The 23,065-nt window shown below is 71.7% G+C and carries 22 protein-coding genes; 9 read left to right on the top strand and 13 right to left on the bottom strand.

What is annotated here, in order from left to right:
* The first annotated feature begins 14 nt into the window (after positions 1–14).
* Positions 15–632, top strand: a complete 618-nt coding sequence (locus tag ABD901_RS49510) for an L-threonylcarbamoyladenylate synthase (RefSeq protein WP_345140030.1) — start codon at positions 15–17, stop codon at positions 630–632.
* A 54-nt stretch (positions 633–686) separates the two neighbouring features.
* A complete protein-coding gene (locus tag ABD901_RS49505) occupies positions 687–1,337 on the top strand; it encodes a TMEM175 family protein (protein ID WP_345140024.1) in 651 nt (216 codons plus the stop codon).
* Here ABD901_RS49505 and ABD901_RS49500 read toward each other — a convergent pair.
* The 9 genes from ABD901_RS49500 to ABD901_RS49460 all read right to left on the bottom strand — a co-directional run bounded on the left by ABD901_RS49500 (position 1,327) and on the right by ABD901_RS49460 (position 14,170).
* Positions 1,327–3,753, bottom strand: coding sequence for a glycoside hydrolase family 2 protein (locus ABD901_RS49500; RefSeq protein WP_345140020.1), 2,427 nt, complete (start codon positions 3,751–3,753; stop codon positions 1,327–1,329). The two genes, ABD901_RS49505 and ABD901_RS49500, sit on opposite strands and share 11 nt — an antisense overlap.
* A gap of 100 nt (positions 3,754–3,853) precedes the next feature.
* Positions 3,854–4,906: a LacI family DNA-binding transcriptional regulator gene (locus tag ABD901_RS49495; protein ID WP_345140017.1), complete on the bottom strand. Its 1,053-nt coding sequence runs from the start codon at positions 4,904–4,906 to the stop codon at positions 3,854–3,856.
* A 37-nt stretch (positions 4,907–4,943) separates the two neighbouring features.
* Positions 4,944–5,756, bottom strand: a complete 813-nt coding sequence (locus ABD901_RS49490; protein WP_345140011.1) for a carbohydrate ABC transporter permease — start codon at positions 5,754–5,756, stop codon at positions 4,944–4,946.
* Positions 5,753–6,655, bottom strand: a complete 903-nt coding sequence (locus ABD901_RS49485; RefSeq protein WP_345139999.1) for a carbohydrate ABC transporter permease — start codon at positions 6,653–6,655, stop codon at positions 5,753–5,755. Before ABD901_RS49485 ends, ABD901_RS49490 begins: the two co-directional genes overlap by 4 nt.
* Positions 6,652–7,959: an ABC transporter substrate-binding protein gene (locus ABD901_RS49480; RefSeq protein ID WP_345139992.1), complete on the bottom strand. Its 1,308-nt coding sequence runs from the start codon at positions 7,957–7,959 to the stop codon at positions 6,652–6,654. The genes ABD901_RS49485 and ABD901_RS49480 overlap by 4 nt, the downstream gene beginning before the upstream one ends.
* 31 nt (positions 7,960–7,990) lie before the next feature.
* Entirely contained in the window at positions 7,991–9,907 is a 1,917-nt protein-coding gene (locus tag ABD901_RS49475) for a cellulase family glycosylhydrolase (RefSeq protein WP_345139987.1), read from the bottom strand.
* A 217-nt stretch (positions 9,908–10,124) separates the two neighbouring features.
* On the bottom strand, positions 10,125–10,670 hold the full coding sequence (locus ABD901_RS49470) for a phosphoribosyltransferase family protein (RefSeq protein ID WP_345139984.1): 546 nt from the start codon (positions 10,668–10,670) through the stop codon (positions 10,125–10,127).
* Complete coding sequence (locus tag ABD901_RS49465; protein WP_345139981.1) at positions 10,663–11,490, bottom strand: ATP-grasp domain-containing protein; 828 nt, start codon at positions 11,488–11,490, stop codon at positions 10,663–10,665. The genes ABD901_RS49470 and ABD901_RS49465 overlap by 8 nt, the downstream gene beginning before the upstream one ends.
* A 256-nt stretch (positions 11,491–11,746) precedes the next feature.
* Positions 11,747–14,170 (bottom strand): GcvT family protein, encoded by a 2,424-nt coding sequence (locus ABD901_RS49460; RefSeq protein WP_345139978.1) that lies wholly within the window; start codon positions 14,168–14,170, stop codon positions 11,747–11,749.
* 330 nt (positions 14,171–14,500) lie between these two features.
* Here ABD901_RS49460 and ABD901_RS49455 point away from each other — a divergent pair, with 330 nt between their 5' ends.
* A complete protein-coding gene (locus ABD901_RS49455) occupies positions 14,501–14,794 on the top strand; it encodes a DUF4193 domain-containing protein (protein ID WP_345140160.1) in 294 nt (97 codons plus the stop codon).
* Here ABD901_RS49455 and ABD901_RS49450 read toward each other — a convergent pair.
* Positions 14,791–15,687, bottom strand: coding sequence for a ribonuclease Z (locus ABD901_RS49450; RefSeq protein ID WP_345139975.1), 897 nt, complete (start codon positions 15,685–15,687; stop codon positions 14,791–14,793). The two genes, ABD901_RS49455 and ABD901_RS49450, sit on opposite strands and share 4 nt — an antisense overlap.
* Positions 15,688–15,762: 75 nt before the next feature.
* Between ABD901_RS49450 and ABD901_RS49445 the strand changes: the two genes are divergently transcribed.
* Both ABD901_RS49445 and ABD901_RS49440 read left to right on the top strand, forming a co-directional pair.
* Positions 15,763–16,248 carry a hypothetical protein gene (locus ABD901_RS49445; RefSeq protein WP_345139972.1) on the top strand — a complete coding sequence of 162 codons (486 nt, stop codon included), beginning with the start codon at positions 15,763–15,765 and terminating at the stop codon, positions 16,246–16,248.
* A 73-nt stretch (positions 16,249–16,321) separates the two neighbouring features.
* Positions 16,322–17,926, top strand: coding sequence for an alkaline phosphatase D family protein (locus ABD901_RS49440; RefSeq protein ID WP_345139969.1), 1,605 nt, complete (start codon positions 16,322–16,324; stop codon positions 17,924–17,926).
* On the opposite strand, the gene ABD901_RS49435 is transcribed toward ABD901_RS49440, so the two are convergent.
* The 3 genes from ABD901_RS49435 to ABD901_RS49425 all read right to left on the bottom strand — a co-directional run bounded on the left by ABD901_RS49435 (position 17,913) and on the right by ABD901_RS49425 (position 20,148).
* Positions 17,913–18,545, bottom strand: coding sequence for an HNH endonuclease family protein (locus ABD901_RS49435; RefSeq protein ID WP_345140157.1), 633 nt, complete (start codon positions 18,543–18,545; stop codon positions 17,913–17,915). The genes ABD901_RS49440 and ABD901_RS49435 overlap by 14 nt on opposite strands.
* A 164-nt stretch (positions 18,546–18,709) precedes the next feature.
* Positions 18,710–19,936 carry a phosphoglycerate dehydrogenase gene (serA, locus tag ABD901_RS49430; RefSeq protein ID WP_345139966.1) on the bottom strand — a complete coding sequence of 409 codons (1,227 nt, stop codon included), beginning with the start codon at positions 19,934–19,936 and terminating at the stop codon, positions 18,710–18,712.
* A gap of 20 nt (positions 19,937–19,956) precedes the next feature.
* Entirely contained in the window at positions 19,957–20,148 is a 192-nt protein-coding gene (locus ABD901_RS49425) for a hypothetical protein (RefSeq protein WP_380132657.1), read from the bottom strand.
* Positions 20,149–20,168: 20 nt separating this feature from the next.
* On the opposite strand from ABD901_RS49425, the gene ABD901_RS49420 reads away from it, so the two are divergent.
* Genes ABD901_RS49420 through ABD901_RS49405 form a run of 4 tightly spaced genes read left to right on the top strand, consistent with a single transcriptional unit; the run spans position 20,169 to position 23,054 of the window.
* On the top strand, positions 20,169–20,795 hold the full coding sequence (locus tag ABD901_RS49420) for a hypothetical protein (RefSeq protein WP_345139963.1): 627 nt from the start codon (positions 20,169–20,171) through the stop codon (positions 20,793–20,795).
* Between the two features lie 14 nt (positions 20,796–20,809).
* Complete coding sequence (locus ABD901_RS49415; RefSeq protein WP_345139961.1) at positions 20,810–21,778, top strand: Gfo/Idh/MocA family protein; 969 nt, start codon at positions 20,810–20,812, stop codon at positions 21,776–21,778.
* Positions 21,779–21,836: 58 nt separating this feature from the next.
* On the top strand, positions 21,837–22,370 hold the full coding sequence (locus tag ABD901_RS49410) for a hypothetical protein (RefSeq protein WP_345139959.1): 534 nt from the start codon (positions 21,837–21,839) through the stop codon (positions 22,368–22,370).
* A 9-nt stretch (positions 22,371–22,379) separates the two neighbouring features.
* The gene (locus ABD901_RS49405) at positions 22,380–23,054 is read left to right on the top strand and encodes a GNAT family N-acetyltransferase (RefSeq protein WP_345139957.1); all 675 of its coding nucleotides are present in this window, start codon (positions 22,380–22,382) and stop codon (positions 23,052–23,054) included.
* Positions 23,055–23,065 lie beyond the last annotated feature (11 nt).

The following is a 23,065-nucleotide window of genomic DNA, read 5'->3' as shown; positions in this document are numbered from 1 at the left end:
CGTAGGCTGGAGTCGTGGCGAGGTACTTCGACGTGCACCCGGACAATCCGCAGCCGCGGCTGCTCCAGCAGATCGTGGCGCTGCTGCGCGCGGACGGCCTGATCGCCTACCCCACGGACTCCTGCTATGCGCTGGGCTGCCAGCTCGGCAGCCGCCCCGGGCTGGAGCGCATCCGGGAGATCCGCCGCCTGGACGAGCGGCACCATTTCACCCTGATGTGCGCCGACTTCGCGCAGCTCGGGCAGTTCGTGCAGATCTCCAACTCGGTGTTCCGGCTCGTCAAGGCCGTCACCCCGGGCAGCTACACGTTCATCCTGCCGGCCAGCCCCGAGGTGCCGCGCCGGCTGCTGCACCCGAAGAAGCGCACCGTCGGCGTGCGCATCCCGCAGCACACCGTCACCCAGGCGCTGCTCGCGGAGCTCGGCGAGCCGCTGCTGTCCAGCACGCTGCTGCTGCCCGGGCAGGACGAGCCGATGACGCAGGGCTGGGAGATCAAGGAGCTGCTCGACCACCAGCTCGACGCCGTCATCGACGGCGAGTCCGGCACCGAGCCGACCACGGTCGTCGACCTCTCCGAGGAGGAGCCGGAGATCCTGCGCGTCGGCGCGGGCGATCCCGCTCGCTTCGAATAGCGAACGGAACACCACCCGCCGAGGCATTGATCGGCGTGTGGCAGGCTCTGCGGCATGTCCGAAGAGGCCCAGGGAACCGAGGTCGTGGCGAAGGCGGTGGCGGCGGAGCGGCTCACGTTCTTCGCCGACGCCGTGATCGCCATCGCCATCACGCTGCTCGCGCTCGAACTGCCGGTGCCGGTGGGCGCCACCAACCGGGAGCTGCTGCACTCGGTCGGCGAGCACCGTCACGAGTATCTGGCGTTCCTCATCAGCTTCCTCGTCATCGGCGCGCACTGGACCGGCCACCACCGCGTGTTCCGCTGGGTCGAGTCCCTCGGCGGCCGCCTCGGCCTGCTCAGCCTGGGCTGGCTGTTCCTGCTCGTGATCACGCCGTACGCCACCCGCGTGCTCAACGGCGACGGCGCCTTCGAGGCCCGGTTCGTCTTCTACGCCGCGGTCCAGGCCGCCACCGGCGGCGTCTTCGCGCTCATGGTCCACCAGATCCGCAAGCACCGCCTCTACCGCGAGGGCACGCCCGAGACGATGTTCGCGCACGCCCGCGCCGCCACCCTGTCGCTGTCCGCCGGCTTCCTCGTGTCGATCCCGGTCGCGTTCGTCACCCACTGGTCGTACGTGTGCTGGATGGCCGTGCCGTGGCTCGGGAACTTCACCAGCCGCCTGATGAACCGGCGCCGGTTGCGGGCGGCGGCCGTCAGCCCGTGACGAGGTCGTTGGCGGTGCGCAGGACCGGCCGCGCCGACCACGCAGCCGGGTCGGCGTTCGCGGTGCCGTGCACGGTCAGCGTCACCGACTCGCCCGGCAGCAGCGTCACCAGCTGGCGGTCGACCGTCGCGGCCGGGTCGACCCGGTCCGGGAACACCGCCAGGTCGCGCACGAAGGTGCGGGCGGTCACGGCGAGCACCACGGCGCCGGCCTCGGCCCGCGCCGCGACGTCGACCTGCGGCGCCGGGTAGCGCAGGTCCGCGTCCTCGGCGAAGAACCACACGGCGCGCCCGCCGTCGCCGTCGGCGACGATCAGCTCGGTCGACGGGTCGTCCGCGGTGGCGATGTCGGGCGGCAGCGGTACCGTGACCGCGCCGCCGGCCGGCACGTCGGCCTCCACCGCCGTCTTCGCCCGCGGCTCGCCCGTGAACGACAGGCGCCGCACCTCCAGCTGGGCCCGCCAGGGCTCCGGCGTGTCGTTGACGGCGACGATCGCGAGCTCGCCGTCGCGGGGCTGGACGGTGACGAGCCGTTCGGCGTAGACGCGCTGCAGGGCGTACCACAGCGGCTTGCGCCGGCCGTCGCCGTCGACCGCCGACCACGAGGTGACCGGCCAGTCGTCGTTGAGCTGCCACATGATCGTGCCCATGCACAGCGGCTTGAGCGAGCGGAAGTGCTCGATGCCGAACGCGAGCGCGCGGGCCTGGTTGAGCTGGGTCGCCCAGTGCCAGTCGTCGAACGTCGACGGCGCTGGGAAGTGCCCGGCGAGCCCGCGCAGCAGCTTCTCGTTGCCGCCGGTCGCCTTCTGGTGGTAGGCGACGCCGGGGGAGTCGGGCGCGAGGGGCTCGTCGGACACCGACCGGCGCAGCGTGGCGTAGGTGGGCGGGGCCTGGAAGCCGAACTCGGCGAGGAAGCGCGGGCGGTAGGTGGCGTAGTGGCGGTAGTCGTGCGTGTTCCACACGTCCCAGATGTGCGTGGTGCCGTGCGCCGGGTCGTTGGGGTGCACCGCCGGGTCGCCCGAGTAGGGGCTGCCCGGCCAGTAGGTGCGGGTGGGGTCCAGCTCGGCCACGATCGACGGCAGGACGCGCAGGTAGTAGCCCTCGCCCCAGGTGCGCCCGGCGAGTTCCTCGGGCCAGCCCCAGTCGTGGTAGCCCCAGATGTTCTCGTTGTTGCCGACCCACAGCACCAGGCTCGGGTGGCTCATCAGGCGGACCACCTGCTCGCGGGCCTCCGCGGCGACCTCGCCGCCGATCGGCTCCTCCTCCGGGTAGGCCGCGCACGCGAACGGGAAGTCCTGCCCGACGAGCAGGCCGTGCTCGTCGGCGAGGTCGTAGAAGTCGTCGCTCTCGTAGATGCCGCCGCCCCACACCCGCAGGTAGTTCACGCCGGCGTCGCACGCCTGCGCGAACCGCTGCGCGTAGCGGTCCCGGTCGACGCGGGTGACGAAGGCGTCGTCGGGGATCCAGTTGACGCCGCGCACGAAGACCGGCCGGCCGTTGACGACGAGCGTGAAGCGGGAGCCGTCGGCGTCGGCGGCGGTGTCCCACTCGACGGTGCGGAAGCCGATCCGCCGGTGCCACGCGTCCAGCTCCGCGCCGTCCGCGTCCTCGAGGGTGACCTCCAGGTCGTACAGCGCCGGCTCGCCGTGGCCGCGGGGCCACCACCGGCGGGCGTCGGGGACCTCGACCGTCAGCGTCGCGGTCGTGGCGTCCGGGGCGAGCTCGGCGGTCGCGACCCGGCCGGCGACCTGCGCACGCAGCCGAAGGGCGGCCGGCCGCTCCCGTTCCAGATCGACCTGTATCTCCACCCGGTCCCCGCCCACCAGCGGCCGGACCCGGGCCAGGCGGGCGGCCGACCAGGCGTGCAGCCCGATCGGGCGCCAGATGCCGGCGGTGACGACGGTCGGGCCCCAGTCCCAGCCGAAGTTGCTCGCCATCTTCCGAATGTACTGAAACGGTTCAGGATAGGCGTTCGGGCGGGCGCCGACCTCGTCGCGGACGCGCTCCGCGTACTCGTACGCCGAGTCGAAGCGCACGCGCAGCCGGTTGCCGGTGGGGCGCAGCGCGGCGCGGGCGTCGAAGCGGTACCCCCGGTGCATGTTGGCCGTGCGCCCCAGCTCCACGCCGTTGAGCTCGACCGTGGCCACGGTGTCGAGGCCCTCGGCGACCAGGTCGACCCGCTCGCCGTCGAGGTCGCCGGCGTCGAAGGCCGTCTCGTACACCCACGCGGTGCGCCCGATCCACAGCAGCTCGCGCTCGTTGGCGTCCAGGAACGGGTCGGGGATCGCGCCGGCGGCCAGCAGGTCGGTGTGCACGCAGCCGGGCACGGTCGCGGGGAACTCCCGCCCTTGCACCGCGGTGTCCGGGTTTGCCGCCCGGACGGTCCAGCCGGTGTGCAGCGGACGCAGGACTGACATGTGCGGCTCCCGTTCGGAACTGGGCCGGCCACTACTGAACCGGATAAGTGGCGGGCCTCAAACACTAGGTGCCCGCTCGAAGCAGTGTCAACTGAAACGATTAGGCGCGGGTCTTGGGCGGCCGCGTCGACTGCCGCGCCGTGAGGGTGCCCGGCGGGAGCGTCAGGTGCGTCTCCCCGCCGCCGCCGAGCGCCTGCAGCAGCGCGCGGGCGGTGAGCTCGGCCTGCAGCGCGGGCACCTGCACGACCGCGGTGATCTCGGGCACGGTGATCTGGCACAGGTCGGAGTCGTCCCAGGCGACGACGGAGAAGTCCTCGGGCACCGACAGCCCCATCTCGTGCGCCACCTTGAGCGCCGCCGCGGCCATGACGTCGTTGTCGAAGACCAGCGCCGTCGGCGGCTCGCCGCGGCTGAGCAGCTCCCGGGTCGCGCGCATGCCGTCGGCGGCGCTGTAGTTGGTGTACACCGCCTGGTAGCGCACCTCGCCCAGTTCCTCGACCGCCGCGCGGTAGGCCGCGTCGCGCTGGGCGGTGTGCAGCAGCTCCCGGGGGCCCGCGACGCGGGCGATGTCGCGGTGGCGCAGGGCGCGCAGGTAGCCGATGATGCCGTGCGCGGTGCCGGCGACGTCCGCGTCGACGCAGCTGAGCCCGGTCAGGTCGGCCGCGCCGGCGCCGCCGCCGATGACCGCGGCCGGCAGGCCGATCTCGCGCAGCGCCGCCGGGCGCGGGTCGCCGTGGCGCAGATCGGTGAGGATCACGCCGTCGACGTGGCGGCCCGCGTACCACCGCCGGTACACGTCGATGGTCTCGGCGAAGTCGTCGACGAGGTGCAGCACCAGGGCGACGTCGTTGCGGTTGAGCTCGGCCTCGACGCCGCTGAGCATCTGCGTGAAGAACGAGTCGACGACCATGACCCGGGGCGGGCGGACCAGCACGATGCCGACGGCGTTGGCCCGGGCGGTGCCGAGCGAGCGGGCCGCGATGTTCGGCGCCCAGCCGAGGTCGCGGGCGGCGGCGAGGACCCGCGCGCGGGTCTGCTCGGACACGCCGGGCCGGCCGTTGAGCGCATAGGACACGGCCGCCTCCGAGACGCCGGCGTGCACGGCGACCTGCCGGATCGTCACCCGCCCCGACTGCTGCTCGGATCCACTCATCGTTGCGCACAGTACACGCTCATTTGGTGGGACATCTTCACTTCGTGGCCCCGGCGGTGAAGCCGTTGTAGATGAACCGTTGCAGCAGCAGGAACACGATCAGGGTGGGCACGATGACGAGGATGACCCCGGCCGAGATGACCTCCCACTGCGCGCCGAAGGGCCCCTTGAAGCGGAACAGCGACGTGGAGATGACGCCCAGCTCCTGCGAGGGCATGTACAGGAACGGGATGTAGAACTCGTTGTAGATGGCGATGCCCTTGATGATGACCACGGTGGCGATCGCCGGCTTCATCAGCGGCAGGATGATGCGCCGGTAGATGGTGAACGGCCCGGCGCCCTCCAGCGCCGCCGCCTCGTCGAGCTCGGTCGGCACGCCGCGCAGGAACTGCCGGAAGATGTAGATGGCGATGATGTCGGTGCCGAGGAACAGCGCGATCGCCGACCAGCGGGTGTCGTAGAGCGAGAGCGCGTCGACGACCTTGAACGTGGCCACCTGGGTCGTCACGCCCGGCACGAGCGTGGCGAGCAGGAACAGCGCGATGACGGTGCCGCGCAGCCGGAACTCGAAGCGGTCGATGGCGTACGCGGCCATCGAGCCGATGAGCACCGTGCCGGCCAGCGACAGGGCCAGGATGATCGAGGTGTTGACGAAGCCGCGCAGCATGTGGCCCTGGTTGAACGCGACCGCGTAGTTGTGCAGGTTGAACCAGGAGTGGGGCGGGTCGAACGGCCCCGTGGTCGCGAACTCCTGGTGCGTCTTGAGCGAGGCCATGACCAGCACCAGGGGCGGCAGCAGGACCACGACCGACGCGCCGACGAGTGAAAGGTACTTCAGCACCCGCGTCACGACAGCGTCACCTTCTCATCCGGAGCGACCCGCCGCTGCAGCCATGTCACGAGCAGGATGATCACCAGCAGCACGACGGCCATCGCCGAGGCGAGCCCGAACTTGTAGTACTTGAACGCCATGTTGACCGTCTGGATCACGAACGTCTCGCTCTCGTTCGCGCCGCCGGTCATGATGAACGGGATCTCGAACACCGACAGCGAGCCCGAGATCGCCAGGATGAACGACAGCCCGACGACGGGGCGGATGCCGGGCATGATGATGTACCGGAACTGCGCCCACCGGCCGGCGCCGTCGAGCTCCGCGGCCTCGTAGAGGTGCGCCGGTATCGACTGGATGGCGCCGAGGAACAGCACGAAGTTCAGGCCGAGGTACCGCCAGATCGACGTGCCGGCGAGGGAGTAGTTGACCACGTCGGGGTTGCCCAGCCACTGCTGTTGCAGGCCGCCCAGGCCGACCGCGCCGAGCGCCGAGTCGAGGGTGCCGCCCGGCTGGAAGAAGAACAGGAAGATCATGCCGATGGCGACGCCGTTGATGAGGTACGGGAAGAAGATGACGCCCTTGAAGACGTTCCGCAACCGCGTGTTGAAGCTCAGGATCGTCGCGAAGTAGAGCGCCAGGACGATCTGCACGACGGACGCGCCGATGTAGTAGATGCTGACCTTCAGCACGCCGAACAGCTCGGGCCGGGTGAAGATCTCGACGTAGTTGTCGAGCCCGACGAACTCCTTCGACGGGCTGAGGCCGTCCCAGGACGTGACGCTGTACCAGAACATGTTCGCGACCGGGATGTACGTGAACACGACCAGGAACGCCAGCGGCGCGACCAGGAAGGCGTACGGCGTGACGGGGCCGCGCCGGCGGGTGCGCCGGCGCGGCCGTGTGGGGCTGGACGTCACTTGAGCTTGGCCCGGGCTTGGGACCACTTCTTGTTGAGATCGGCGAAGATCTGGTCCTTGGACTCCTTCTTGGCGCCGCGCGCGGCGTCGACGATGCCCTGGCGGTACTTGCCGTCGTACAGCGCGATCTCGGCCGCGTTGCCGATCTTGTCGGCGAGCCCCTCCTGCCCCTTCGGCGCCGGGTTGAGCTCGATGAACTCGGTCTTCGCCGCGGTCAGGCCGGCGAGGGTCGAGGGCATCGCGGCGCTCTTGAGCGTGGACACGCCGCCCTGGTCGGTGGCGTAGTTCGACTCGTCGGTGAACCAGTCGATCCACGCCCGCGCGGTCGCCTTGTTCTTCGAGTTGATGTTGATCGCGTTCTTGTAGTCCCCGCCGACGACGGTGTGGAACTTGCCGTCGGTCTGGTACGGGAACGGCCAGTACCCGATGTCGTCCTTGCTGCTCGCGGCCTGCTGCATCTGCACGATCGACCAGGAGCCGAGCATCATCGTGGCGATCTTGCCGGTGCCCAGCAGGCCCTTGGACTGCTCCCAGTTCGTGGTCGTCGGGTCGGGCTCGGTGTAGCCGCCCTTGACCGCGTCGTAGAGCAGCGAGTCGATGACGAAGTGCTCCTTGCCGGCGGTCCACGGCGCGTCGTCCTGGCCGAGCTTGATCGCCGCGTCGGGGTCGCCGCTGATCGCGCCGCGGGCGCCCTCCCACTGGCCCAGCGGCCAGCCGTCCTTGTAGTTGGTGTACAGCGGGATGGCGCCGGTCTTGTCCTTGATGGCCTTGAGCGCGGCCAGGAACTCCTCCGGCGTCTTCGGCGCCTCGGTGATGCCCGCCTGGGTCCAGAGCTTCTTGTTGAACACGTATCCCTGCGCGTTGCCGGTGATCGCGAGCCCGTACACCTTGCCGTCGAACGTCTGCTCGTTGCGCACGAAGCGGTACTTGTCCTTGAGCTCGTCGACGGTGCCGAGCGGCTCGAAGAACGAGGGCAGCTGGTCGGCGTTGACGGAGTTCGGGATGAGCAGCACGTCGCCGTAGTTCTTGGTGTTCATGCGCACCCGGACTTCGCCCTCGTAGTCCGTGATCGCCTCGAACTTGACGCTCGTGCCGGGGTACTTGGCCTCGAACTTCTTCTTGTACTCCTGGAACACCGTGTTGACGATGTCGGTGCGCTGGGTCAGCACGGTGATCTCGCCGGCGATCTTGCCGGCGCCGCTCGAGCCGTCGTCGTTGCCGCAGGCGGCGAGCCCGCCGAGGGCGAGACTCGCGGCCAGCAGTCCGATGAGCGGTTTCTTCATGTCGGCGGTACCGCCTTCCATGTCCATTTCTTGCGGGGGTGGAGTGGGGGTGTCATTCGGCGCGAAGGTTGTCGATGTCGAAGGTGCCGCCGCCGGAGACCCACAGGTAGACCACGCGCACGTCGGCCAGGGCCGCGCCGTCGCAGGACATGGCGGTCGTGAGGTCGATCGAGACGGTGGTGCTCGTGCCGGCGTCGACCCAGCCGAAGCTGGACTGGCACCAGGTCCAGGCGTCGCCGGTCTGCACGGCGAGGCTCGTGGAGGTGCCGGCCGATCCGGTGCGCAGGTCGTACCGCACCGTGCCCTTACCGGAGAGGTCCAGCGGCGCCGGCAGCGGCGCGATGCCGAACCAGCCGCCGTCGGCCGCGGTGACCCGCAGGCCGGACGCGCCCTGGGTGTGGAAGTCGGCGGTCTGGGCGGCGGTGCCGGCGTTGGCCTGCCAGTTGCCGGGCGCGAAGCCGTCGGTGCCGTCTTCGAACCCGGCGATGAGCAGCGGGTCGCCCGGGCGGGGCCGGACGGTGACCTCGATGCGCGCGGCGTTGGACGTGCGGCCGGCCTCGTCGCGGATGGTGTACGTGATGGCGGCGTGGCCCTGGAAGCCCGGCGCCGGCGTGAACGTGACCGCGCCGGTGGCGGCGTCCAGCGCGAAGGTGCCGCCGGTGCCGCCGGCCGGGTCGAGGCGGATCGTGGAGGGCTTCACCCTGGTGCGGTACGCGATGTCGTTCGCCGCCGGGTTCAGCGTGACGGCCTCGTCGCGCAGGGTCTGCGCGAGGTCGTCGTCGGCCACGGGCGGGCGGGAGCGCTGCCCGTGGCGCAGCTCGTCGCCGGCGTTGGCGATGGTGGTGCAGACGGGGCTCGGGCAGTACACCGTGAAGCCGTCGTAGTCGGGGTAGTTCGTGCCGTCGTCCTGCACCCCGGAGAGGATCCAGTACAGCAACCCGTCGATGCCGTCGCGCACCGCCTCGTCGGTCCACGCCTTGTACACCGGGTTGCGTGTCGCCTTGTCCTTGTAGCCGAACTCGCCCAGCATCACCGGCTTGTGGATTCGGTTGGCGATCTGCACGTGGGTGCGGATCCACTGCGTGCCCCAGGCGGCGTCCTTGCCCCAGCCGTCGGGGTACAGGTGGAAGGACATGAGGTCGACGGCGGGCAGCGCGGCCAGGGCGGCGGAGTCGACGCCGTCGGCGCAGTTGACCGTCCAGTCGGCGCTGGCCCGGTCGCTGCACAGGAAGCCCTCGTCGCCGACGCCGACGAGGTGGTGCGCGTCGCCGGCGTGGATGAAGCGGGTGACGTCGTCGGCCCAGCCCAGCAGCGTCCGGTCGGTGCAGGAGGCGGAGCGGGGCAGGGCGCCGGACCCGCCGCAGCGCGGCTCGTTGGCCAGCTCCCACGCCATGACGGTCGGGTCGTCCTTGTACTGCACGCCGGTCAGGCTGTTGGTGCGGTTGAGGACGTGTGAGATCCAGTCCTTGTACCAGCCGCGGATGACCGAGTCGGTGTAGAAGTCGTCGTGGTACGTCCCGCCCCGCCAGCGCACGTACTGGTCCATGCCGCCGAAGTCGCTCCAGTTGTTCGTCAGCGGGATGACGAGCCGTATGCCCTTGTCGCGGGCGGCCTTGAGCACGTAGTCGAGGCGGGCCAGCCCGTCGGGGCCGTCGTTGTAGACCGGATGGGTGCCGTCGAAGGACTGGAACGACACGCCGTTCTGCGAGCCCTCGAGGAAGCCCCAGGTGCGCAGGACGTTGAAGCCGGCGCCGGCGGCGTCGCCGAGCACGTCGTCGACCATCTTCGGGGAGCTGTACATGAGGTAGTAGTTGTTCGAGCCGGCGAACCGGAACGTCCGGCCGTCCAGCCGCAGGTCGGAGCCCTGCCGCGCGACGAACCCGGTGCCGCGCTCGGCGGCCGACGCGGTGCCGGCGGCGGCGGCGACCGCGAGGACCGCGATCGCGCTCACGAGCAGTCTCTTGTACATCGGTGGCCTTCCTTGGCGGGGAGGCGGGCTTTTGGGGTGGTCGCCCACGCCGAGCAACGTAGTCAGCACCGTGCATGCAGCAAACGAACCGCGACGACCCCGCTGTTCAGCCCGGATGCCGGGCGTGAAACTTTCGGCGGGCGCGTCGTGTTAAGCGCTTAATCTGAGCCGACGATACGAGCCGGGCCCAGGTCAGTCAAGAACGTGATTACCCGCTTCAGTCGCGCAGCAGCGACTCGGCCGTGAGCAGCGACCGCACGCCCAGGTGCCGCCGGATCTGCTCGCGCTCGCCGAGGTCGTCGACGACGCAGGCCAGCCCGAGCCACCGGGCGCCGATCTCGTCGACCATCTCCCGGATCGCCAGGGCCTGCCCGCCGCTCTCCACCCAGTCGTCGACGCAGAGCACGCGGTCGGAGGCCCGGACCAGCGCCCGGCGGAAGCTCAGCGTCGCGCCGCCCGCGTGGTACTGCTCGGGCAGCCGCCGCTCGGAGTAGAACGGCGAGTGGGCGGCCACCCGGTCGTTCTTGCGCACCTCGACCAGGCCCACCCCGAGGTGCGCGGCGACGAGCGCGCCGAGCAGCGTGCCGCGCGAGGCCGGCCCCATGACGATCGTCGGCTCGCCGCCGATCAGTCCCGCGAGGGTCGCCGGCAGCTCATGCAGCACCACGGGGTCGCGCCACCACTCGGTGATGTCGGCGAAGACGACATCCGGCCCGCCGCGCCAGTGGAAGCCGACGCGGAGCCGGCTGAGCAGGTCAGGCACCGAGCGCGGGTGCCGGCTGCCAGCGCCAGCGCGGGTCGCAGTCCGGGTCGTTGGCGGCCAGCACGGCGCGCAGGACGCCGTCGGGGTCGCAGCTGTACAGCCCGGAGCTCCACACGTTGTTGACCTCGAGGACCGCGAACTGCCCGTCGTCGGTGCGCCCGACGTCGATGACCGCGGTCGGCGGCACGTCGTCGGCCGGCAGGTCGGCGAGCGTCAGCGCGACGAAGGCGGCCGCCTCGTCGTGCCAGGACGCCCGGTGCATGCGCAGCGTCGGGCTCCACTCCTCGCCCTCGACCAGGTAGGGCGACCAGGCGACCGGGTGCCGGCCGATGGTGAAGACGCGGTACTCCGAGGCGAGGTCGAGCCAGTGGTCCATGATGATCAGCGTGCTGTCGGCGGGCAGCCGCGCGGTGCGCAGCCGGTTGCGCAGGTCGTCGGCGTTGCGCACCCAGGCGGCGGAGAACGCGGGATGCTTCTCGTCGGCGAGCTTGGCCACCGCCGGCCGCGGCCCGACGACGTCCGGCGCCTCGCCGACGCTGACGAGCCGGATGTCGCGCCCGGTCACGTCCTTCGGCAGCGCGGCGAACCACGACGGCGAGGCGCCCGACAGGCACACGTCGGCCCCGCCCGCGATCAGGGTGGTGAGGTAGCCGCCGGCCGCGCGCCAGGCCACCCCGTCGGCGGAGTGCAGCCCGTTGACCTCGGCCGGGTCGCCCGGCAGCTGCTCGACCGGCAGGCCGATGCGCTGAGCGGCGTGCGTCAGCGCCGCGCTCGCCTCGGGGGAGCGCACGCGCATTGCCAGGGTCCGGAACTGACGCACCCTCATATCCTGCCAGCGAGCTTCGTCAGTGTCGTTGCCGGAGCCCACAGACGGCACACCGACGCCCGGCGGCGTTCACCGAGGGCATCCGGCGTGACACTTTTCGGGGACATCAAGGCCGACGTTTGGCGCGAACACCGCAGATCGGGCACAGCATGGCATGGCTACCGAGCGGCGGACCCGCGCCGTCGCCGCGTCCGCCGCCGTCGCCGCCTGGTGACGGCCGTCACGTTCCTGACCCGGCGGCAAGCCGTGCTCAGCCCCGGACGCGCTCGCTCGCCGGGTCGTAGAGGGGGCGCACGGAGGCGCGGGCCGGGTACGTCACGCCGGCGATCTCCACGCTCAGCTCGCCGCCGTCGAGCCACGCCTGGTCGAGCGGGTCGGCGCCGGCGTCGAGCATGGCGAGGCCGACGGCGCCGCCGAGGGTGTGTCCGTAGGAGGCGGCGCGGATGTACCCGACGTCGCGGCCGTCGCGGCGCACCACCTCGCCGTGGAACATGAGCGCCTTCGGGTCGGTGACGAGCACCTGGACGAGGCGGCGGGTCAGCGGGCCGCGGGCGCGGCGGGCCAGCACGGCGTCGCGGCCGATGAAGTGCTCCTTGTCCAGCGCCACGGCGAAGCCCAGGCCGGCCTCGAGCACGTCGTCGGTGTTGTCGATGTCGTGGCCGTAGTCGCGGTACCCCTTCTCCATGCGCAGGCTGGCGAGGGCCTTGAGCCCGGCGTGGCGCAGCCCGCGCCCGGCGCCGGCGGCCACCAGCCGGTCGTACACGTGCACCGCCTGCTCGGCGGGGACGTAGAGCTCGTAGCCCAGCTCGCCGACGTACGTGATGCGCAGGCACAGCACCCGGGCGTAGCCGATCTCGATCTCGGCGGCGCCGCGGAACGGCAGGCCGATCTCGGCCTCCGCGGCGGCGGCGAGGATCTCGCGGGAGCGCGGGCCCTGCACGTTGATCTGCGCCCAGCCCGAGGTGACGTCGGTGACGAAGGCGTGGCGGTCGCCGAGGTGGCGGCGCAGGCGGGTGAGCGCGTGGCGGTGTGCGGTGTCGGAGGCGACGACCCAGAAGCGGTCCTCGTCCAACTGCGTGACGGTGAGGTCGGCCTCGATGGTCCCGCCCTCGTTGAGCCACTGGGTGTAGGTGACCCGGCCGGGGTTGCACACCCGGTTCGCCGAGAGCTCCTCGAGCGCCGCGCCGGCCTCGCGCCCCTGGACGAGGAACTTGGCCATGAACGACATGTCCATGAGGATCGCCTCTTCGCGGGCCGCCCGGTGCTCGGCCGCCCACTGGCCGAACCACTCCGGGCGCCCCCAGGACGGGGTGAAATGTCCGCCGAAGTCGTAGAAGTCCGGCATCTCCCAGCCGGAGACATCCCGCAGGTACGGCCGCAGCGGGGCGACCCGGTCGTGCAGCGGCGAGCGGCGGGCGTCCCGCGCCGAGGTGAGGGCCTTGCCGGGGAAGTGGGTGGCGTACACCTGGCCGAGCGCCTCGACGGTCCGCGCGGCCCGGTAGGCGCGGTTGCGCTGGTACGGCTGGAGCCGGTCGATGTGCATCCCGGTGACGTCGACGTCCGGGCGCCCCTCGGCGATCCAGGCGGCCATGGCCCGCCCGATGCCGCCGCCGGTCAGGATGCCGATCGAGTTCATCCCGGCCGCGACGAAGTAGTTGCGCAGCTCCGGCGACTCGCCGAAGATCGGCGCCAGGTCGGGGGTGAAGCTCTCCGGGCCGCAGAAGAAGGTGCGCACGCCGGCGGTGGCGGTCACCGGGATGCGGGCCATCGCCGCCTCCAGGTAGGGCGCCATGCGGTCCCAGTCCGGCGGGAGGGTGCCGAAGGAGAAGGCGTCGGGCACCCGCTCGACGCTCCACGGCGCGGCCGCCCCCTCGAACAGCCCGACCATGATCCCGCCGGTCTCCTCGCGGAAGTACCCGTAGGCGCCCGGGTCCTCCAGCACCGGCAGGTCGGCGCTCACCCCGTCGATCGGCTCGGTGATGAGGTAGTAGTGCTCGGCGGCCTGCAGCGGGATGCTCACCCCGGCCTCCTCGCCCAGCTGCCGGGCCCACATGCCCGCGCAGTTGACGACGACCTCGGCCTCGACGTCGCCGAACGGGGTGCGCACGCCCGTGACCGTGTCCCCGCGGCGCAGGGTGCCGGTCACCGGTACCCCTTCGATGACGCGCACGCCCCGCTGCCGCGCCCCCTTGGCCAGGGACATGGTCACGTCCACGGGGTTGGCGCGCCCGTCCTCGGCGACGTAGAAGCCGGCCAGGACGTCCTCGGTGCGGGCGAGCGGGAACAGCTCGCGCACCTCGGCGGGTGAGATCTCGTGCACGTCGACGCCGAGGTGCCGGTTGAAGGCGGCCACCCGGCGGTACTCCTCGAGCCGCCCCTCGTCCGCGGCGAGCTCGATGAACCCGCACTGCCGCAGGCCCGTCGACAGGCCGGTCTCGGCCTCCAGGCTCGCGTAGAGGTCGCGCGTGTACTGCCGCAGACGGGTGGACGTCTCCGACAGGGAGCCAAAGGTCACCATCAGCCCGGCCGCGTGCCACGTCGTCCCGGCCGTGAGCCGGTCCCGCTCCAGCAGCAGGACATCGGACACGCCCATCTTCGCCAGGTGGTACGCGACGGAGGTGCCGATGACGCCGCCGCCCACGACCACGACGCGGGCCCGCTCGGGGAGGTTCATGCCGTGCACTGTAACGGCGGCCCCGCCCGCGTTCCTCCGACCGGCCAGTCGCGGGCCCCTGACCTGCGGCGACGCAACTTGCTCGGCAACATGCTCGCCGAGAATCCCAAAAAGGCGCGCACGGGCGATCCGGCGAGGTAGCCTCGTTGGCGCTGCCGCTGTTGATATGTCCACAGTGGACCGAATCGGGCCCGGATCCTCGTGAGACGGGCGTGAGCCGGAACACACAGGATTCATTCATCTACGTCGGGGAAGCGGTCGGGAACACTTCCGAGGCCGGCGGCGTTCTTTGCACAACCAAGTCACCGAGAGAGGGTGAACGCCATGGCCATCAGTACCGACTACGACGCGCCACGCCACCCGGTCAGCAGCGACCTCGCCGAGGACAGCCTCGAAGAGCTCACCGCACGCCGGGCAAATGGGCAGTCGGCCGCGGTCGACGTCGACGACAGCGAGATCGGATTCGAGCTGCCGGGCGCCGAGCTGCCAGACGAGGAGCTGACGGTGCCCGTCGTGCCGATGCGCGGCGACGAGTTCCGCTGCTCCAGCTGCTTCCTGGTCCACCACCGCAGTCAGCTGTCGCGGGAGAAGAACGGCGCGCCGATCTGCACCGAATGTGACTAGCCCCGGATTCTGACCCTGGTCAGGTCCTCGGCTACCACAACCTCACCGTCGAAGACCGCTTCCGCCTCGCGCCGGAAGCGCGACGGGTCGTCGTAGCGCTGCGAGAAGTGGGTGAGCACGAGCGTGCGCACCCCGCAATCCGCGGCCACCCGCGCCGCCTGCCCGGCGGTCAGGTGCCCGTGCGCGACGGCCAGTCCTTCGTCTTCGGCGAGGTAGGTGGACTCGATCACCAGCACGTCGGCTCCGTCGGCCAGCCGCCCGACGCCGTCGCAGAGCCGCGTGTCCATCACGAATGCGAACCGCTGCCCGCGCCGCGGTTCGCTGACCTCCTCCAGACGCACCCCCCGCAGCTCCCCGTCCCGCTGCAGCACGGCCACGTCCGGCCCGGCGATGCCGCGCTCGCGCAGCGCATCCGGCCGCATGCGGCGCCCGTCGCGCTCGACCAGCCGGTAGCCGTACGCCTCGATGCCGTGGTCGAGCCCGTACGCCTCGATGCGGAACTTCGGCGTCTCCGCTATGATTCCGTCGCCTTTGACCGGATTCTTGGTGATGGTCGCGCAGTCGTAGAACGGCGCGGCGGACCGGAGCCGGTCGAAGTACTCCTCGCCGCTCGCCGGGAAGTACGCCTGCACGTCGCGCGGCGACTGGTCCAGCGAGATCCGCTGGATCACCCCCGGCAGGCCGAGGCAGTGATCGCCGTGGAAGTGGGTGAGGCAGACGCGGGTGATGTCGCTCGCCGCGATCCCGGCGTGCACCATCTGCCGCTGCGTGCCGTCGCCCGGGTCGAAGAGGATGCCCTCGCCGTCCCACGACAGGAAGTACCCGTTGTGGTTGCGCAACCGGGTCGGCACCTGGCTGGCGGTGCCCAGCACGACGAGCTCACGAGGCGACATTCCGCGGACTGTACTCATCCCGCGCTGAGTACCTCGACGGATTTCCGATCGGCCCGGCTGCGGCAGGATCGGGCCATGCGAACCAGACTCGCCGCGGCCGTGGCACTCACCCTCGCCCTCGTCGGCTGTGCCCGCCCGGTCGCCTCGCCCGGGGCGCCCGACCCGGCGCCCCGGTCGTCGTCGCCGCGTGCACTGCCGCCGGGCGACGGTGCGCCGCACAACGCCGAGAACAACGCGTGGAAGGTGCGGGCCGAGCTGACCGACGCCGAGCGCGCCGAGGCAGAGGCGGCCGCCGAGAAGATCCGCCCGGCCCTCGAGAAGGTGCGCTCCGGCGGCGACCTCGGCTACCTCAGTGTTCGTTCCGCGCTGTTGTCGGTGGGGTACACCGCCGACAAGGTCACCGTCACCGGCATGCGCGACCCGTCGGTCGCCGGCGCCGTCTACGCGGTGCACGCCGGAGCGCGCTCCTGCGTGATCGGCACCGTCACGCCCGCCACCGTGACCGCCGAGGTCATGGGCTCGGCGGCCGAGTTCGGCTGCCTCGAGCCCTACACGCACTGAGCCCGCCGCGGCCGTTGTCCGGCGTTCGCGACCCGTTCCGGCCGCAGACATGAGGCGTTGTGAGAGTGTGCCAATGCCTACCAGACGTCAACTGCTGACCGGGGCGGCCGCCGCCACCGGCGCCATCGTCCTGCCGCTCACCGCCGCCGACCAGGCCTTCGCCGCCCCGCTGCACGGCGACCACCACGACCACGAAGGGCCGTTCGCGCTCGGCGTGGCCAGCGGCGACCCGCTGCCCGACGGCGTCATCCTCTGGACCCGCCTGCTGCGCGCGTCCGGGCCGCTGCCGGCGCGCCCGGTCGAGGTCGAGTGGCAGGTCGCCCTCGACGAGCGGTTCCACCGCGTGGTGCGCTCCGGGCACACGACGGCGTCGCCGCAGCTGGGCCACTCGGTGCACGTCGACGTCCGCGGGCTGCAGCCGGGCCGGGAGTACCACTACCGCTTCCGCGCGCAGGGCGCGCTCAGCCCGGCGGGGCGCACGAAGACCGCGCCGGCGCCGTGGCAGGACGGGGGCCGGCTGCGCTTCGGCATCGTCAACTGCCAGGACTTCCAGAACGGCTACTGGCCCGCCTACGCCGGCCTCGCCGCCGAGGACCTCGACGTGGTCCTGCACCTCGGCGACTACATCTACGAGTACGACCCGCACAGCGCGTTCGCCGACCGCAACCACACCACCCCGGCCACGCCCGGCCTGGACCAGCTGCAGACCCTCGACGACTACCGGGCGCGGCACGCGCAGTACAAGGGCGACCCGGTGCTGCGGGCCGCGCACGCCGCCTTCCCGTGGGTCGTGACCTGGGACGACCACGAGACCGAGAACAACTACGCCGGGCTGGTCGACGAGATCGACGACACCGGCGCGCAGCACCAGACGCCGGAGCAGTTCGCGCGCCAGCGGGCCGCGGCCTACCAGGCCTACTACGAGCACATGCCGATCCGCGCGAACCTGCGCCCCGGCAGCCCCGACCTGCGCATCTTCCGCCGCTTCGACTTCGGCCGGCTGGCGCGGATCAACGTGCTGGACACGCGGCAGTACCGCACCGACCAGCCCGGCGGCTTCCCCGGCGACTTCGGCCTGCCCGCCGCCGGCACGGCGAACACGACCGGCACGCTCACCGGCGAGGACCAGGAGCGCTGGCTGCGCGAGGGCCTGGACCGCTCGCCGGCCCGCTGGAACGTCGTCGCCCAGCAGGTCATGATGAGCCGCACGAAGCTGCCCAACCCGACCGGCGGCGTCCCGCCGGTGCTGGCCAACCTCGACCAGTGGGACGGCTACGCGCCGCAGCGCACCCGCCTGCTGCAGCACCTCGCCGACGCTAAGGTCGCCAACCCGGTGGTCCTGGCCGGCGACATCCACTCGAGCTGGTTCAGCGAGCTCAAGCTGGACTTCGACCACCCGGAGCAGCCCAGCGTCGCCGTCGAGTTCACCGCCACGTCGGTCAGCTCGGACTTTCCGATCGCCTTCGACGGGCCGCTGAAGGCGGTCAACCCGGTGCTGAACCCGCACGTGAAGTACTTCGACGGCGCCCGCCGCGGCTACCTGCGCTGCGAGGTCGCCAAGGACCTGTGGCGCACCGACGCGCGCACCGTCGACACCATCGCCACGCGCACGGCGGCGGTGTCGACGAGCGCGTCCTACGTCGTGGAGGCCGGCACCAGCACGATCAGCAGGAGTTGAGCATGGTCTGCAGCGCGGACTTCTCCGCCGACTGCAGCTTGAGCCCCCACACGTACTTCACGTTGATCCACATCCTGGCGTAGGTGCACCGGTACGAGGACAAGGGCGGCTGCCACGTGGTGGGGTCCTGGTCGCCCTTGGACTGGTTCACGTTGTCGGTGACCGCGATGAGCTGCGGGTGGCTCAGGTCGTTGGCGAAGTCCTGCCGGCGCGCCGTGGTCCACGAGCTCGCCCCGGAGCGCCACGCCTCGGCCAGCGGCACCACATGATCGATGTCCACGTCGGAGGCGGCGGTCCAGGTCGCACCGTCATAGGGGCTGTACCACCGCCCCGACGTGGCCGAGCACGAGCTGTTGGTGACCACGGAGGTCCCGTCCCGCTTGAGCACCGTCTCCCGGGTGTCGCACGACCCGCTGATGGTGATCCAGTGCGGGAACTTGTCGCGCGAGTAGCCGCTCATCGACCCTTCGGTGGCCACGGCGAGCGCGTTGAGCTGCGACTGCGCGGTGGCCTTGGACGGAATCCCGGGCGGCGTGGCCCCGGCCGGCGCGGCGGCGACGACGAGCACCGCCGCACCACCGATCACCGCCGCGGCGAGAACCCGCCCGACACGACCCATCGACATACGTGTCTCCTCCCATTCGGTAGGAAGGAGACTTTCGTTCGGCCATGAACGACCCTCGACGCCCGGATGGCCACCTATCGAAGATTGTGGATCTTACGGTCGATAAGAAAGGGGCCCGGCGCGCGATTGCGCGGGGCCCCTTGCCGGCGGTGGCGGTGTTACGACAGGACGCGCACCTGGACCGTGGTGGCCATGTTGGCCAGCTGGGTGAGGATCTCCTGCGGGTAGTCGATCGCGATGTCGGTCAGCAGGTAGCCGTACTCGCCGCGGGTGGCCAGGATCTGGCCCTCCACGTTGACCTTGTGGCCGGCCATGATGCTGTTGACGTCGGCGAGCACGCCCGGGACGTTGTGGTGCAGCAGGGCGATGCGGTGCGTGCCGGGGGCCTGGACCAGGTTGAGCGACGGGAGGTTGACGCTCAGCGTCGTGGAGCCCTCGGCGACGTACTTGTGCAGCTTCTCGGCGACGAACGAGCCGATGTCGGACTGCGCCTCCTCGGTCGAGCCGCCGATGTGCGGGGTGAGGATGACGTTGGGCAGGCCGCGCAGGGCGGAGACGAACTCGTCACCCTTCGCCTTGGGCTCCTTCGGGAACACGTCGACGGCGGCGCCGGCGAGGTGGCCGTTGTCGAGGTGCCGGCGCAGGGCGTCGTGGTCGATGACGAAGCCGCGGCTGAGGTTGAGGAAGATGCTGCGCGGGCGCATCAGGCCGAACTGCTCCTCGCCGAAGAAGCCGCTGTTGCCGGGGCGGCCGTCCACGTGCAGGGTCACGATGTCGGCGACCTCGAGCAGCTCGTCGAGGGAGTTGCAGCGCACGGCGTTGCCCAGCGCGAGCTTCTCGGAGGTGTCGTAGAAGTACACCCGCAGCCCGAGGTTCTCGGCCAGCACCGACAGCTGGGTGCCGATGTTGCCGTAGCCGACGATGCCGATGGACCGGCCGCGGATCTCGTGCGAGCCCTCCGCGTCCTTGTTCCACACGCCGTTGTGCATGTCGGCGTTCTTCTCGGTCAGCCGCCGGGTGAGCGCGATGATCTCGGCGATCGCGAGCTCGACCACGCTGCGAGTGTTGGAGAACGGCGCGTTGAACACGGCGATGCCGGACTCCGCGGCGTAGCGCAGGTCGATCTGGTCGGTGCCGATGCAGAAGGCGCCGATCGCGCGCAGCTGCGGCGCCGAGGCCAGCGCGTTGGCGGTGACCTGGGTCTTGGAGCGGATGCCCAGCAGGTGCACGCCCTCGAGCTTCGCGATCAGCTCGTCCTCGTCGAGCGCGCGGCCGACGGTCTCCACCTCGTAGCCCTCGGACCGCATCCGCTCGACCGCGATCGGGTGGATGTTTTCGAGGAACAGGACGCGGACCGGGTCGGCCTGGGAAGTCAATGGCTGCACACCCCCTACCCTATGTGACCCTACGAGTCACTGGTACGTGAGCCGCGACTCGTCCCACCGTCTGCGACCGCGTGCCGCTCGCGCAGCCGCGACCGGATTTCGTCGGGCGTGTAGGCCCGGCGGCGCCGCTCGGCCCGCACGACCAGCACGCCCGTGGCCGCCACCCCGACGACACCCGCGAGCCCCGCGACCTTCCACCACTTGATGCGCATGAGGCCCTAGGGTAGTACCGGTGACGGTCGATCTCGACGACGCCGTGCGGATGACACGCACGGGTGACCTGTGGGTGTTCCGCGGCCGCACGACCGCCGACCGCGCCATCCAGACCCTGACCAACAGCCCCGTCAACCACGTCGGCATGGCCGTCGTGCTCGACGACATGCCGCCGCTGATGTGGCATGCCGAGCTGGGCCGCTCGCTGCCGGACATGTGGACCGGCACGCACCAGCGCGGCGTGCAGCTGCACGACCTGCGCGACGCGGTGCTCGTCTGGGGCCGCCGCTACGGCCAGCGCGCCTGGCTGCGCCAGCTGTTCCCCGAGGTCGGCCCGGCCGTCGAGGACGCTGTCCTGCGCACGATCGCACGCCTGGACGGCACGCCGTTCCCGTCGACCGCGCGCCTCGCCGGCCGCTGGTTCAAGGGCCGCGTGCCGCACCTGCGCGAGCAGACCTCCGGCACGCTGGAGACCGCCTACTGCGCCGAGGTCGTCGCCGTCACCTACGAGGAGATGGGGCTGCTCGCCACGGGACGCCGCGCCAACTGGTACGACCCCGGCAAGTTCTGGAGCGGCGACGACCTGCGGCTGCAGGGCGGTGCCGCGCTCGGCGAGGAGATCGCCGTGTCCCTGCCCGCCGCATGAGCAGCGAGGCGGGCGTGCAGCAGCCGCATCCGCTCAGCCGGACGCCGCTCGGGCTCGGCCTCGTCGGCGCGGGTGAGGTCGCCGAGCGGCACATCGCGGCCGCGGCGACGGTGGACGACGTGCGGGTCGCCGCCGTCTACGACGTTCGCCCCGAGCGGTCCACGGTGCCCGACTTCGACGCGCTGCTGGCACACCCCGAGGTCGACGTGGTCGTGCTCACCGTCCCGCACGCGCTGCACGAGGATCTCGCCGTGCGCGCCGCCGCGGCCGGCCGGCACGTGCTCGTCGAGAAGCCGATGGCCACCACGACCGCCGGCTGCGCGCGGATGATCGCCGCCGCCGAGGCGGCCGGCGTGGTGCTGTGGGTCGGGCAGCAGCAACGGCAGTTCGCGCACGTGCGGGCCGCCCGCGACCTGTTGCGCTCGGGCGATTTCGGGGCGATCCTGCGGTACCGCGAAATCCGCAGCAACCACTACGGACCGGGACGTCCGGCGTGGTTCTTCGATCCCGGCCTGGCCGGCGGGGGCGTCTCGATGCTCGTCGGCGTGCACACCATCGACCGGGCGTCCATCCTGCTCGGCGCTGCCCCGGTCGCCGTCGCCGCCACCACGCAGACCCCGGACGGCTGGCGCATCGAGACGTCCGCGGACGGCGAGCTGTTCTTCGACGCGCCCGTGACGTGCCATTTCCGGTGGTACTCCGCTGAGGCGTTCCGCCACGAAACGACCGTCGAGTGCGAGCGCGGCACGCTGCTGCTCGACCCGACCGGCCTGACCGCCGGCGGGCGGCGGGTCGTCGAGTTCGACGCCGACCGCGAGTACACGGAGTCCTTCGCCCGGCAGTACCGCGCCCTGGTCCGGACCGTGCGCGACGGCGCCGAGCCGGAGATCCGGCCCGCCGAGGGGCTCGCCGCGGTCGCCACCGTCGAGGCGATTTATGCCTCTGCGCAACGCCAGGGTGTGCGAATGGCCATAAACTCCTGAGGAACTCTGGCCGTTCGGACGTGCGCGATCTGCGAACCGGCCGGGGTAGCTTTCTCGCGTGACCGAAGAGCCACACGAGCCCCTCGACCACCAGGATGCGCCGGTGCCCGATCCCGAGGCGACAGTGCCCCTGCCCCCGCCGGTGCGGCCCGAGCCCGACCACCGCCCGGCGCGCGGCCTCATCGCCGGCCTCGCCGCCGGGGTGGTGCTCGCCGGCGGCGTGCTCGCCCTGCTCATCGGCCGGATCGACCGCTCGCCCGCGGAGGCGGCCGAGGGCCCGCCGCAGCGCTTCACCTCGCCGCAGGCGCTGGTGGACTACCTCGACCGCCGCGGCCTGACCTGCGACGCCTACGAGACCGTCGGCGATTCGCGCGACGGCGTCGGCCGGGGCCGCTGCGAGGCCGCCGGCGCGTCCGTCGGCGTCGGGGTGTACGCCATCCACAGCGAGGTCGAGGCGCAGTGGTCGTCGCTGGCCGGCAGCCGCGAGCCGCTGTTCATGGCGCTGGGGGAGAACTGGACCGTGGACGGCCCGGCCGACTGGACCAAGCGCGTCGCCGACGCGCTCAATGCCCAGTACCGCGCCCAGGCCTAGGATGCACGGGTGCTCGATCGGTTCCTGCGTGCCTGGCTCGGAAGCTGGCCGTCTCCTGGGGGGCTCACCGTGGTGGGCAGCCCGCTGCGGGACAAGCCGCGGTGGGACGGCGGCGAGCAGCGCGCCCTCGGCGTGACCGACGCGGCCGGCAACGGCGTGCTGTCCGTGCCGCCCGCCGCCCGCGACGCCGTCGCCGCGCTCGTGGCCGCGACCGCGCCGGCCGACCTCGCCGTCGCCCTGGCCGAGCGGCTGCCGGCCCTGCTCGGCCGGCCCGAGCAGCACTTCTTCGCCGGCGTCTTCCGCTGGAGCGAGGCACCGGCCGACCTGCCCGACGAGGGCGCCTGGGAGCCGTCGGACGGGCCGGGCCTGCCGGACTGGCTGCGGCCGTTCCCCGGCGAGGTGCTCGTGGCGCGGGAGCCGGGCACGGGGGAGTACCTGGCCGGCGTCGGGCTCAAGCCGCACGACCCGACAGGGATCGAGATCTCCGTCGGGACGACCGAGGCCGCCCGCGGCCGGGGACTGGCCCGGCGCCTGGTCGCCCGGGCGGCTCGGCGGATCGTCGGCGCCGGTGCGGTACCGATCTATCTGCACGACCCGGCGAACACCGCCAGCGCCCACGTCGCCGTCGCGGCCGGCTTCCCCGACCCCGGCTGGCGGGTGCACGCGCTCGCCGGGAACGGATAGCTGCCGGCGAG

The sequence above is a fragment of the Dactylosporangium darangshiense genome (assembly GCF_039537565.1).
Classification (GTDB): Bacteria; Actinomycetota; Actinomycetes; order Mycobacteriales; family Micromonosporaceae; genus Dactylosporangium; species Dactylosporangium darangshiense.
The sequence above is the reverse complement of the archived record's forward strand: the minus strand, read 5'-3'. Positions and strand labels throughout refer to the sequence as shown.